The 12,140-nt window shown below is 70.1% G+C and carries 11 protein-coding genes; 5 read left to right on the top strand and 6 right to left on the bottom strand.

Annotated elements, in window-relative coordinates; genetic code table 11:
- Positions 1 to 3: 3 nt before the first annotated feature.
- From OG588_RS17900 to OG588_RS17915, 4 genes are all read right to left on the bottom strand, one after another.
- Positions 4 to 975 (bottom strand): cation diffusion facilitator family transporter, encoded by a 972-nt coding sequence (locus OG588_RS17900; RefSeq protein ID WP_405948169.1) that lies wholly within the window; start codon positions 973 to 975, stop codon positions 4 to 6.
- A gap of 4 nt (positions 976 to 979) precedes the next feature.
- Entirely contained in the window at positions 980 to 1,861 is an 882-nt protein-coding gene (locus OG588_RS17905; RefSeq protein WP_405948170.1) for an acyl-CoA thioesterase, read from the bottom strand.
- 35 nt (positions 1,862 to 1,896) lie between these two features.
- Entirely contained in the window at positions 1,897 to 3,054 is a 1,158-nt protein-coding gene (locus OG588_RS17910) for an acyl-CoA dehydrogenase family protein (RefSeq protein WP_405948171.1), read from the bottom strand.
- 180 nt (positions 3,055 to 3,234) lie between these two features.
- Complete coding sequence (locus OG588_RS17915; RefSeq protein WP_405948172.1) at positions 3,235 to 3,837, bottom strand: TetR/AcrR family transcriptional regulator; 603 nt, start codon at positions 3,835 to 3,837, stop codon at positions 3,235 to 3,237.
- Positions 3,838 to 3,943: 106 nt separating this feature from the next.
- On the opposite strand from OG588_RS17915, the gene OG588_RS17920 reads away from it, so the two are divergent.
- The 4 genes from OG588_RS17920 to OG588_RS17935 all read left to right on the top strand — a co-directional run bounded on the left by OG588_RS17920 (position 3,944) and on the right by OG588_RS17935 (position 9,709).
- Entirely contained in the window at positions 3,944 to 5,560 is a 1,617-nt protein-coding gene (locus OG588_RS17920; RefSeq protein ID WP_405948173.1) for a carboxyl transferase domain-containing protein, read from the top strand.
- 77 nt (positions 5,561 to 5,637) lie between these two features.
- Positions 5,638 to 7,566, top strand: a complete 1,929-nt coding sequence (locus OG588_RS17925; RefSeq protein WP_405953149.1) for an acetyl/propionyl/methylcrotonyl-CoA carboxylase subunit alpha — start codon at positions 5,638 to 5,640, stop codon at positions 7,564 to 7,566.
- A gap of 38 nt (positions 7,567 to 7,604) precedes the next feature.
- Positions 7,605 to 8,543: a hydroxymethylglutaryl-CoA lyase gene (locus OG588_RS17930; RefSeq protein WP_405953150.1), complete on the top strand. Its 939-nt coding sequence runs from the start codon at positions 7,605 to 7,607 to the stop codon at positions 8,541 to 8,543.
- A 5-nt stretch (positions 8,544 to 8,548) separates the two neighbouring features.
- Positions 8,549 to 9,709: an acyl-CoA dehydrogenase family protein gene (locus tag OG588_RS17935; RefSeq protein ID WP_405948174.1), complete on the top strand. Its 1,161-nt coding sequence runs from the start codon at positions 8,549 to 8,551 to the stop codon at positions 9,707 to 9,709.
- Positions 9,710 to 9,716: 7 nt separating this feature from the next.
- On the opposite strand, the gene OG588_RS17940 is transcribed toward OG588_RS17935, so the two are convergent.
- Entirely contained in the window at positions 9,717 to 10,352 is a 636-nt protein-coding gene (locus OG588_RS17940) for a biliverdin-producing heme oxygenase (protein WP_405948175.1), read from the bottom strand.
- The gene (locus tag OG588_RS17945) at positions 10,349 to 11,470 is read right to left on the bottom strand and encodes a polyprenyl synthetase family protein (RefSeq protein ID WP_405948176.1); all 1,122 of its coding nucleotides are present in this window, start codon (positions 11,468 to 11,470) and stop codon (positions 10,349 to 10,351) included. Before OG588_RS17945 ends, OG588_RS17940 begins: the two co-directional genes overlap by 4 nt.
- 189 nt (positions 11,471 to 11,659) lie before the next feature.
- Between OG588_RS17945 and OG588_RS17950 the strand changes: the two genes are divergently transcribed.
- Positions 11,660 to 11,980 carry a hypothetical protein gene (locus tag OG588_RS17950; RefSeq protein ID WP_405948177.1) on the top strand — a complete coding sequence of 107 codons (321 nt, stop codon included), beginning with the start codon at positions 11,660 to 11,662 and terminating at the stop codon, positions 11,978 to 11,980.
- Positions 11,981 to 12,140 lie beyond the last annotated feature (160 nt).

Below are 12,140 nucleotides of genomic sequence, written 5' to 3' on the forward strand. Positions count from 1 at the left end.
CTGTCACGGCCAGGGGTTGAGCCCTTCCGCCCGGCGCTGCGCGTACCCCGGTGTCGGGTCCAGATAGACCCGGTTCACCGACGGGAACGCCTCGCGCAGCCGCTGCTCGGCCTGTTCGCAGGCCCACTCGATCTGCGCGGCGCTCGACCGGTCCCGGAAGTCGATCTTCGCGGCGACCAGCGCCTCGCGCGGGCCCTGCACGAGGGTGGTCAACTCCAGTACGGCTTCGATGTGTTCGACCCCGAGCAGCTCCTCGCGGATACGGTCCCGCATGGCCTTGGGGAGGGGGCGGCCGATGAGGAGTTCGGCGTTGGAGCGGCCGAGCACCCAGGCGACGTAGAGCAGCAGGGCGCCGATGCAGAGCGAGGCGATGCCGTCCCACACCCCTGAGCCCGTGAGCTGGCCGCCGAGCAGGCCGCCGGCCGCGAGGACCAGGCCGATCAGGGCGGCGGAGTCCTCAAGGACTACGGCCTTGACGGCGGTGTCGGGGGTGTAGCGGAGGTAGCGCTTGAAGCTGGCGTCGAAGCGGGCCGCCTCGCCGCGCGCCTGGCGTACGCCCGTCCGCAGGGAGTAGCCCTCCAGGAGGAAGGCGACGCCGAGCACGATGTACGAGATCAGCGGGTCGCCGAGCTCCTCGCCGGAGACGAGGGTGTGGATGCCGTCGTAGATCGAGAAGACCGCGCCGCCGACGAAGGTGGCGACGGCGGCGAGCATCGCCCAGATGTAGCGCTCGGGGCCGTAGCCGAGGGGGTGTTCCTCGTCGGCGGGTTTGCCGCTGCGTTTGAGAGCGGTGAGGAGGAGGAGTTCGGTGACCGTGTCGGCGACCGAGTGCGCGGCCTCCGACAGCATCGCGCTGGAGCCGCTGATGACGCCGGCGACCGCCTTCGCGAGCGCGATGCCCAGGTTGGCGACGGCGGCGACGATCACCGTGACGGTGGACTCGCCGCCACCGTCACCTTCCTCTGTTTCTGCCATGCCCTCAGTGTTCCCGAGGAACCCGGACCACGCCCTCCTGAATGACGGAGATGGCCAGTTGACCGTCCTGCGTGTAGATCCGCGCCTGCCCGAGCCCGCGCCCGCCGGACGCCGACGGCGACTCCTGGTCGTAGAGCAGCCACTCGTCGGCGCGGAACGGCCGGTGGAACCACATCGCGTGGTCGAGGGAGGCCCCGACCACATCCCCTACGGCCCAGCCGCCTCGGCCGTGTGCAAGGAGGACGGAGTCGAGGAGGGTCATGTCGGAGACGTAGGTCGCGAGTACTACATGGAGGAGGGGATCGTCGATGGGGCCTTCGAGCTTGCCGTTGGTGCGGAACCACACCTGGGAGTGCGGTTCACGCGGCTCGCCGAACTTGCCGTACGGCGGCTCCTCGACGTAGCGCAGGTCGATGGCCTCGCGGGCCTCGATGAACTTCTCGACGACCTCGGGGGCGATGTGGTCGTAGCCGCGCAGCCGGTCCTGGGAGGTGGGCAGGGTGGCCGGGTCGGGGGCGGACGGCATGGGGGCCTGGTGTTCGAGGCCGTCCTCGTGGCGCTGGAAGGACGCGGAGAGGGCGAAGATCGGCTGGCCGTGCTGGACCGCGACGACGCGGCGCGCGGTGAAGGAACGGCCGTCGTTCATGCGCTCGACGGTGTAGACGATGGGCGCGCCGGGGTCGCCGGGGCGCAGGAAGTACGCGTGGAGGGAGTGGGCGAGACGGTCCTCGGAGACCGTCCGGCCGGCGGCGACCAGCGCCTGGGCCGCCACCTGCCCGCCGAAGACGCGGGGGACGACGGCGGACTGGGACTGGCCGCGGAAGATGTTCTCCTCGATCTGCTCAAGGTCGAGCAGATCGAGGAGACCCTGAAGTGCCTGGCTCATGGCACCTTTTCTACTGGCCGGTAATTTCGGGGACCTTACAGGCCCATGTCCTTCGCGATGATCGTCTTCATGATCTCGCTGGTGCCGCCGTAGATGCGGTTGACGCGGTTGTCCGCGTACAGGCGGGCGATCGGGTACTCGTTCATGAAGCCGTAGCCGCCGTGCAGCTGGAGGCAGCGGTCGATCACGCGGTGGGCGACCTCGGTGGTGAACAGCTTGGCGCTGGCCGCCTCGGCGGGGGTCAGCTCACCGGCGTCCAGGGCCTCGGTCGCGCGGTCGACGACGGCCTCGGCGGCGTCCACCTCGGCCTGGCAGGCGGCCAGTTCGAACTTGGTGTTCTGGAACGCGGCGACGGGCTGGCCGAAGACCACACGCTCCTGCACGTACTGCTTCGCGAACCGGACGGCGGCCTTGGCCTGCGCGTACGCGCCGAACGCGATGCCCCAGCGCTCGGAGGCGAGGTTGTGGCCGAGGTAGTAGAAGCCCTTGTTCTCCTCGCCGAGGAGGTCCTCGACCGGGACCTTCACGTCGACGAACGCCAGCTCGGCGGTGTCGGAGGTCTTCAGGCCGAGCTTGTCGAGCTTCCGGCCGACCGAGTAGCCCTCGGCCTTGGTGTCCACCACGAAGAGGGAGATGCCGTGGCGGCGGTCCTCCTTGGAGGACGGGGAGGTGCGGGCGCAGACGATCATGCGGTCGGCGTGCACGCCACCCGTGATGAAGGTCTTGGCGCCGTTGAGGACGTAGTGCGTGCCGTCCTCGGAGAGCTTGGCGGTGGTCTTCATGCCCGCGAGGTCGGAGCCGGTGCCCGGCTCGGTCATCGCGATGGCCCACATCTCCTCGCCGGAGACGAACTTCGGCAGGTACTTCTTCTTCTGCTCGTCGTTGGCGAGCAGCTTGATGTAGGGCAGGCCGAGCAGCACGTGCACACCGGAGCCGCCGAAGGAGACACCCGCGCGCGCGGTCTCCTCGTAGAGGACGGCCTCGAACTTGTACGAGTCGATGCCCGCGCCGCCGTACTCCTCGTCCACGCGGATGCCGAAGACGCCGAGCTCGGCGAGCTTGTAGTAGAACTCGCGCGGCGCCTGGCCGGCCGCGAACCACTCGTCGTAGACGGGGACGACCTCGGCCTCGATGAAGGCCCGGAGGGTCTCCCGGAACGCCTCGTGGTCCTCGTCAAACACCGTACGGCGCACCGCCGCCACCCTTCTTTGCGCCTGAACCGGCGCCGCTCTCGCGGATGTGGTTGCTCGCCATCGGGGTTCCTCAATTGATGGTTGCGGTCCGATGGCTAAGCGCTTGCTCAGCATCGAGCGTACCGGCCGGTAGGCGGGAGCGTCCAGTGGAACGGGCACGTAACGCTCGTCACGCCACCTTCACCCACCCGAAGCCGCCGCCCCCAACGCCCCCCTCGCCATCCGATGCAGCAACTCCGCCGTCGCCCCCCGCCCAGGCAATGACCCCGGTCGCCCCAGATGCGGAGTCGAGTTCAGCAGCCCGAACACCGAGTGCACCGCCGACCGCGCGCTGGGTTCGGCCAGTTCCGGGTACACCTCCCGTACGACCTCGACCCACAACTCCACGTACTGGCGCTGTAGTTGACGCACCAGCTTCCTGTCCGTGTCCCGGAGTCTGTCCAGCTCGCGATCGTGGAGGGTGATCAGGGGACGGTCGTCGAGGGCGAAGTCGATGTGGCCCTCGATGAGGGAGTCGAGGAGCGGCTCAGCGGAGGTCACGCCCTCCGCCTCCGCCAGGCGGCGCTTCGCGCCCGTCAGGAGCTGGCCGCTGATGCCGACCAGCAGCTCCGCGAGCATCGCGTCCTTGCCCGGGAAGTGGCGGTACAGGCCAGGCCCGCTGATGCCGACGGCCGCGCCTATCTCGTCGACCCCGACGCCGTGGAAACCCCGCTCGGCGAAGAGCCGCGCGGCCTCCTTGAGGATCTGCTCGCGGCGGGTGGGGGCGTCGGTTCTCGTGGTCATGGAAGCAATTCTAGACAGGGAGGTTAGCGGTCGTTAACCTGAAGGAAATGGTTAACGCTCATTAACAGCCGAGAGCGGCCGATCGCTGTGCGAGGGGACCCACGGAATGCAAGAGGCACCGGAGCTGACGAGCGCGGCCGATCCCGCGTCGGAGGCGTGGCGGGCCAACGAGGCGGCGCACCGCGCGCTGGGCAAGGAGCTGCGGCAGAAGCTCGCCGCGGCCCGGCTCGGCGGCGGTGAGCGGGCCCGGGACCGGCACACCGCGCGCGGCAAGCTGCTCCCCCGCGACCGCGTCGACACGCTGCTCGACCCCGGCTCGCCCTTCCTGGAGCTGGCCCCCCTCGCCGCCGACGGGATGTACGACGGAGCCGCCCCCGCCGCCGGTGTCATCGCCGGGATCGGCCGGGTGAGTGGTCGTGAGTGCGTGATCGTCGCGAACGACGCCACGGTCAAGGGCGGGACGTACTACCCGATGACCGTGAAGAAGCATCTGCGCGCCCAGGAGATCGCCCTCGAGAACCGGCTCCCCTGTATCTATCTCGTCGACTCCGGGGGCGCGTTCCTGCCCATGCAGGACGAGGTGTTCCCGGACCGGGACCACTTCGGGCGGATCTTCTTCAACCAGGCCCGGATGTCGGGGGCCGGGATTCCGCAGATCGCCGCCGTGCTGGGGTCCTGTACCGCCGGGGGCGCCTACGTCCCCGCCATGAGCGACGAGGCCGTCATCGTCCGGAATCAGGGGACGATCTTCCTGGGCGGGCCGCCCCTCGTGAAGGCCGCCACCGGCGAGGTCGTCACCGCCGAGGAGCTGGGCGGCGGCGACGTCCACGCACGCGTGTCGGGCGTCACCGACCACCTCGCGGAGGACGACGCCCATGCGCTGCGGATCGTCCGGAACATCGCCGCCACACTCCCCGCACGCGGGGCCCTGCCCTGGGAGGTCACCGAGACGGTCGAGCCCAAGGTCGACCCGTACGGGATCTACGGCGCCGTCCCCGTCGACTCCCGTACCCCCTACGACGTACGGGAGATCATCGCGCGCGTGGTCGACGGCTCGCGCTTCGCCGAATTCAAGGCCGAGTTCGGGCAGACCTTGGTCACCGGCTTCGCCCGCATCCACGGCCACCCCGTCGGCATCGTCGCCAACAACGGCATCCTGTTCTCCGAATCCGCCCAGAAGGGCGCCCACTTCATCGAACTGTGCGACCAGCGCGGCATCCCCCTGGTGTTCCTCCAGAACATCTCGGGGTTCATGGTCGGCAAGGACTACGAAGCGGGCGGCATCGCCAAGCACGGCGCCAAGATGGTCACCGCCGTCGCCTGCGCGCGCGTGCCGAAGCTGACGGTCGTGGTCGGCGGTTCGTACGGCGCGGGCAACTACTCGATGTGCGGCCGCGCGTACTCCCCTCGCTTCCTGTGGATGTGGCCCGGCGCCAAGATCTCCGTCATGGGCGGCGAGCAGGCCGCGTCCGTCCTCGCGACCGTCAAGCGGGACCAGTTGGAGGGGCGTGGAGAGTCCTGGCCGCCGGAGGACGAAGAGACCTTCAAGGATCCCATCCGGCAGCAGTACGAGCGCCAGGGCAACGCCTACTACGCCACCGCCCGGCTCTGGGACGACGGGGTCATCGACCCGATGGAGACCCGCCAGGTGCTGGGTCTGGCCCTGACCGCCTGTGCCAACGCGCCCCTGGGAGAACCCCAGTTCGGCGTCTTCCGGATGTGATGAGGATGCCCGAGATGGTCGACACATTCGAGAATCCCGAGACACCCAAGATTCCCGAGACGCCCGAGGTACCCGAGATGTTCGAGACGGTCCTCGTGGCCAACCGGGGTGAGATCGCGGTCCGCGTCATCCGCACCCTGCGCTCCCTCGGCGTGCGCTCGGTGGCCGTCTTCTCCGACGCCGACGCGGACGCCCGGCACGTCCGGGAGGCCGACACGGCGGTACGGCTCGGTCCGGCACCGGCCGCCGAGAGCTATCTGTCGGTGGAACGGCTCCTGGAGGCGGCGGCCCGCTCCGGCGCGCAGGCCGTGCACCCGGGCTACGGCTTCCTCGCCGAGAACGCGGCCTTCGCGCGCGCGTGCGCCGACGCCGGGCTGGTCTTCATCGGACCCTCGGCCGACGCGATCGCCCTCATGGGCGACAAGATCCACGCCAAGGAGACGGTGGCGGCGGCCGGTGTCCCGGTCGTCCCCGGCGGCCGTGACCCCGAACTCTCCAAGGCCGCGCATGAGTTGGGTGCACCCGTACTCCTCAAGCCGTCGGCCGGCGGTGGCGGCAAGGGCATGCGCCTCGTCCGCGACCTCACCCTCCTGGACGACGAGATCGCCGCCGCCCGCCGCGAGGCCCGCGCCTCCTTCGGCGACGACACCCTCCTGGTCGAGCGCTGGGTCGACCGCCCCCGCCACATCGAGATCCAGATCCTGGCCGACGGCCACGGCAACGTCGTCCACCTCGGCGAACGCGAGTGCTCCTTGCAGCGCCGACACCAGAAGGTCGTCGAGGAGGCCCCGAGCGTGCTCCTCGACTCCGGCACCCGCGCGGCGATGGGCGAGGCCGCGGTGCAGGCGGCCCGCTCGTGCGGGTACGCGGGCGCGGGCACGGTCGAGTTCATCGTGCCGGGCAGCGACCCGTCGTCGTACTACTTCATGGAGATGAACACCCGCCTCCAAGTGGAGCACCCGGTAACGGAGTTGGTGACCGGGCTCGACCTCGTGGAGTGGCAGCTGCGGGTGGCGGCCGGCGAGCGGCTCCCCTTCGCGCAGGACGACATCACGCTCACCGGGCACGCGATCGAGGCCCGCATCTGCGCCGAGACCGTGTCCAACAAAGAGGGCGCGCGCGGATTCCTCCCCTCCGGCGGCACCGTCCTGAAACTGAACGAACCCCAGGGCAACGGCGTCCGCACCGACTCCGGCCTCTCCGAAGGCACCGAGGTCGGCAGTCTCTACGACCCGATGCTCTCCAAGGTCATCGCCTACGGCCCCGACCGCGCGACCGCGCTCAGGAAGCTCCGGGCGGCCCTCGCGGACACGGTCACCCTGGGCGTGCCGACGAACGCGGGGTTCCTGCGCAGGCTCCTCGCTCATCCGGACGTCGTGGCGGGCGAGTTGGACACCGGGCTCGTCGAGCGGGAGGCGGACTCGCTCATCCCCGACGAGGTGCCCGTGGAGGTGTACGAGGCGGCAGCGGCCGTACGGCTGGAGGCTCTCCGTCCCAAGGACGACGGGTGGACCGATCCCTTCTCGGTGCCGGACGGGTGGCGGCTGGGCGGTACTCCTAAGCCGGTCGGGTTCCACCTGAGGGTGACCGAGCCTGTGGAGTACGTCCCGCGCGGTACCCACACCGTCACCGCGGACCAGGTCGCCGTCACGCTCGACGGGGTCCGGCACACCTTCCACCGGGCCGGTGACTGGCTGGGCCGGGACGGGGACGCGTGGCAGGTGCGGGACCACGATCCGGTGGCCGCCTCGCTGAGCGGGGCCGACCGTTCCGGTGCCGGTTCGCTGACCGCGCCGATGCCGGGGACGGTGACCGTGGTGAAGGTCGCCGTAGGAGATCAAGTGGCCGCCGGTCAGAGCCTGTTGGTGGTGGAGGCGATGAAGATGGAGCACGTCGTCTCCGCGCCGCACGCCGGCACCGTCGCCGAACTCGACGTGACGCCCGGCGCGACGGTCGCCATGGACCAGGTGCTGGCGGTCGTCACACCCGTGGAGGAGGACCAGTGACACTCGGACCAGCGGCACTCGGACCAGCGGCACTCCCGATGGTCGTACCGGCCCCCGATCTGCCCGCCCGGGTGCGCATCCACGAGGTGGGAGCGCGGGACGGGCTGCAGAACGAGAAGGCGACCGTACCCACGGAGGTGAAGGCCGAGTTCGTGCGGCGGCTGGCCGACGCGGGCCTGACCACGATCGAGGCCACCAGCTTCGTGCACCCCAAGTGGGTGCCCCAACTGGCCGACGCCGAGGAGCTGTTCCCGCTCGTGCGGGACCTGCCGGGCGTACGCCTCCCCGTCCTCGTGCCGAACGCCCGCGGACTCGACCGGGCCCTGTCCCTGAAGGCGACCCGCGTCGCCGTCTTCGCCAGCGCCACCGAGTCCTTCGCCAAGGCCAACCTCAATCGCACGGTGGACGAGTCGCTGGCCGTGTTCGCCCCGGTCGTGGCCCGCGCCAAGGACGAGGGCGCCCATGTGCGCGGCTATGTCTCCATGTGCTTCGGCGACCCCTGGGAGGGCGCGGTCCCGATCGCTCAAGTGGTGCGTGTCTGCCGGGCGTTGGTCGCCATGGGCTGCGACGAGCTGAGCCTCGGCGACACGATCGGGGTGGCAACTCCCGGCCATGTGCTGAAGTTGCTGGCCGCGCTCAATGAACAAGGCGTCCCCACCGCCCTGTTGGGCGTGCACTTCCACGACACCTACGGCCAGGCACTCGCCAACACCCTGGCCGCCCTCCAGCACGGCGTCACCACCGTGGACGCCTCCGCGGGCGGCCTCGGCGGCTGCCCGTTCGCCAAGTCCGCGACCGGCAACCTCGCCACCGAAGACCTCGTGTGGATGCTCCAGGGTCTCGGCATCGACTCCGGCGTCGACCTCGCCCGTCTCACCGCCACCAGCGTGTGGATGGCCGAACGACTGGGCCGACCCAGCCCGTCCCGCACTGTCCGCGCACTCGGTAAAACAGCACAGCCCCACAAGGAGCAGTGACCGCCATGGACCACCGTCTCTCCCCCGAGCTGGAAGAACTCCGCCGTACGGTCGAGGAGTTCGCGCACGATGTCGTCGCGCCGAAGATCGGCGACTTCTACGAGCGGCACGAGTTCCCGTACGAGATCGTCCGTGAGATGGGCCGCATGGGCCTGTTCGGACTGCCGTTCCCCGAGGAGTACGGCGGGATGGGCGGCGACTATCTGGCGCTCGGCCTGGTGCTGGAGGAGTTGGCCCGGGTCGACTCGTCGGTCGCGATCACGTTGGAGGCCGGGGTGTCCCTCGGCGCGATGCCCATCCACCTCTTCGGCACCGACGCCCAGAAGGCCGAGTGGCTGCCCCGGCTGTGCTCCGGCGAGATCCTCGGTGCCTTCGGGCTGACCGAGCCGGACGGCGGCTCCGACGCGGGCGCGACGCGGACGACGGCCCGGCTCGACCCGGACACCGACGAGTGGGTGATCAACGGCTCCAAGTGCTTCATCACCAACTCCGGTACGGACATCACGGGTCTGGTGACGGTCACCGCGGTGACAGGACGCAAGCCCGACGGCAAGCCGCTGATCTCGTCGATCATCGTGCCGTCCGGGACGCCCGGCTTCACGGTCGCGGCGCCGTACTCGAAGGTCGGCTGGAACGCCTCGGACACCCGTGAGCTGTCCTTCGCGGACGTCCGGGTCCCGGCGGCGAACCTGCTGGGTGAACTGGGGCGCGGCTACGCCCAGTTCCTGCGCATCCTGGACGAGGGCCGGATCGCGATCGCGGCACTCGCCACCGGACTCGCGCAGGGCTGTGTCGACGAGTCGGTGAAGTACGCCAAGGAACGGCACGCGTTCGGGCGGGCGATCGGCGCCAACCAGGCCATCCAGTTCAAGATCGCCGACATGGAGATGAAGGCCCACACCTCGCGGCTGTCCTGGCGCGACGCGGCCTCCCGGCTGGTCGCGGGCGAACCCTTCAAGAAGGAGGCTGCCCTCGCCAAGCTGTACTCCTCGACCATCGCCGTCGACAACGCCCGTGACGCCACCCAGGTGCACGGCGGGTACGGCTTCATGAACGAGTACCCGGTGGCCCGTATGTGGCGCGACTCCAAGATCCTGGAGATCGGCGAGGGCACCAGCGAGGTCCAACGGATGCTGATCGCCCGCGAGTTGGGCCTCGCGGGCTAGCAGCTGTTCAAACGGGCTCAGGTGCCGGGGCGCCCAGGCCTGCCGACAACTCCCCTGAGATCAGGGCGATGTGACGGTAGGCCCGTTCGGCGGCGGCCAACACCTTTTCCTGTACGGCTGGTTCACCGAGCGCCCGGTCCAGGCGTTCGGTGAAGGCCGCCCAGCGGATGCGGTCGCCGCTGCCGTAGTACGACACCCCGTTCCCGTCCGTGAGCCGGTACGCCTCGGTGACGTGGCGGAGCAGGAACATCGCGCCGAGGGTCGAGCCCTCCAACACGTAGAGGAAGCCGAGGAGTTCACGGGGTTCGGTCGCGGCGGTGCGGCGTATCTCCCGTGCGAACTCCTCGGCGGACGGGCCGGGTTGAGGTGTGGTGCCGAGGGCGGCGAAGTGGTGCAGGTCGCGTCCGATGAGGGGGAGCTTGACGAGGTCGGGTGACCACACCGACGTGACGGATGGGCAGGTGACACGAGTGAGTTCGCCTTCCAGTGCCTCCAACACCACGCGATAGGAGGCGAGTTGGCCGACGTAGCGGTCCAGTGGGAGGGTGCCGGCGAGCATCGCGGTGGCGAACCCGGTGTTCTCCAGGGCCTGGTGCCAGGCGCGGGTGCCGTTCCTGAGGCGTCCGCTCAGCTGGTCCGTCATACGCCGCTCCGCTGCCGGACCGCCGCGAGCAGACGGTCGATGAGGTGGCCCTTGCGTTCGATCGTCACGTCGAAGTAGGCGGCGCTGTGCTCGGAGCGGCACACGCCGTGCACGGCGTCCTTCGCGGCGCGCTTCAGCGCCACGGCTTCCTCGGCGAGCGCGAGGAGCGTGCGCTCCAGTCGGGGGTGACCGAGAACGTACGGTTTGAAGTCCTCGCGCGGGCTTCCGGCCGGTAGGTCGTCGAGGAGTTCCAGGAAGACCCGGTTGCCCAGGCCGTCGAAGTCCTCGTGGGTGTTGGCCCCGCCGAACTCGGGCACGAAGTCGGTGAGGTCGTTGAACAGCTGGCTGGCGAGGCCCAGTTGACGCATCGCGCCGTCCAGGGCCACCCGGTCGTCCTCGACCACCCGCAGCCCCGCGACCGCCGCGTCGAGCGGCATCCAGAACAGGGTGCCGGTCTTGAGGGCGGCCGTCGCCTCCCAGAAGCCGACCCGTGCGGCGCGCGGCGCGGCCAGCAACTCCGCGCGCGTGAGCGCCGTACGCGAGGACATGTCGACGGCCTGCCCGGTGAAGCCGCTGCCGACCGAGCGCACCAGGCTGTCCACGACGGCCGGGTCGGCCGCGTGCCGCAGCGCGGACATGATCAGCCAGGCACCGGTGTTGAGGGCGAGCGGGGTGCCGTGGGTGCTGTGGAGAGCGGGTTCGCCGTAGCGGATCTCGCTGCCGTCCTGGATGTCGTCGAGGGCGACGGCCGCCTTCAGCAGAATCCTTACGGCAACTGCCGTGCGGCGGATCACCGCGAGGTCGGAAGCGGTCTCCAACTCCCCTGAGAATCCTCGGTAGTTGCGGTACGCCCAATACACCATCGAGGGCCGCAGCGGGGCCCGGCCGCCCGGTGCCCCGGGTGTGGGGGGCAGCGCCTGCTGGCCGACCTTCGAGCCGAGGGCGTCGGCGACCGGTTCGTACAGGACGCGGCGCAGGGCCGTGTCGTAGACGGAGACCGCCGCCGTCCGCGCCGGGGCGGTCAGCGCGTCGAGGAACTCGGCCAGGTCGTCCTCCAGCAGTGCCGCGTCACTCCGCACCACCGCTTCCACTTCCGTCACATCCACTGTGGCAGCCACTCAACCTCCGCAGGTCGCCGAACACCGGTGCGCAGAGCTTGCTGGGCACGAGCATGATCACAACGAAGGGGCAGGACAAGGTGGTTGAAAGCCAAAGTGTGATGGGCGCCGTACTCCTCAACGAGAACCCCGAGTTCGATCGACGCCAACACCCGGGGTGACAGCGTCCCGGGAACCGACGACCGGGAGTTGCAGGACGAGGGCAAGGGCGGCATGGGCGAGGACACGACCTGTCTGGCCGTGATGCGCACACCTCGGGCGCGGCTCGCGGCCACCGCGACACTGGCCACGGGGCTGAACCTGTTCCTCGGCTACGTCGGGAACGGTGCGCTCCAGCAGCCATGGCGGTTGCTGGAGGTGTGGGTGCCCCCCGAGCACGGGTGGGCGCCGGCACCGGCCCCGACGGAGACCGACGACGGCATGGGTCCCGACGTCGCGGTGGCGCTCCTCGCACCGACGGTCGCGTTCGAGATCGACCCGCTGATGTACGCCGAGATCCCTCGGCCCTGACAGAGAGCCTTCCGGTCGCGCGGGCGATCCGGTGGACGTCCTGGCCACCCGGCGCCGCGATGCGGCCAAATCGCCGGGCCGCCGGCAACGGGCCGCCGCCTGAGGTGAGTTGAGCGCGGCTCAGTGGCCGGGGCGGCGGACGGTGACCACCCGACCACTG

It is taken from the genome of Streptomyces prunicolor (assembly GCF_045162825.1).
GTDB lineage: Bacteria > Actinomycetota > Actinomycetes > Streptomycetales > Streptomycetaceae > Streptomyces > Streptomyces prunicolor.

Bases quoted from the DNA above. Each gene is read 5' to 3' on its own strand.
- OG588_RS17905 (WP_405948170.1), bottom strand. From the start codon at position 1,861: ATGAGCCAGGCACTTCAGGGTCTCCTCGATCTGCTCGACCTTGAGCAG.
- OG588_RS17920 (WP_405948173.1), top strand. From the start codon at position 3,944: ATGCAAGAGGCACCGGAGCTGACGAGCGCGGCCGATCCCGCGTCGGAG.
- OG588_RS17935 (WP_405948174.1), top strand. From the start codon at position 8,549: ATGGACCACCGTCTCTCCCCCGAGCTGGAAGAACTCCGCCGTACGGTC.
- OG588_RS17900 (WP_405948169.1), bottom strand. From the start codon at position 975: ATGGCAGAAACAGAGGAAGGTGACGGTGGCGGCGAGTCCACCGTCACG.
- OG588_RS17940 (WP_405948175.1), bottom strand. From the start codon at position 10,352: ATGACGGACCAGCTGAGCGGACGCCTCAGGAACGGCACCCGCGCCTGG.
- OG588_RS17915 (WP_405948172.1), bottom strand. From the start codon at position 3,837: ATGACCACGAGAACCGACGCCCCCACCCGCCGCGAGCAGATCCTCAAG.
- OG588_RS17925 (WP_405953149.1), top strand. From the start codon at position 5,638: ATGTTCGAGACGGTCCTCGTGGCCAACCGGGGTGAGATCGCGGTCCGC.
- OG588_RS17930 (WP_405953150.1), top strand. From the start codon at position 7,605: ATGGTCGTACCGGCCCCCGATCTGCCCGCCCGGGTGCGCATCCACGAG.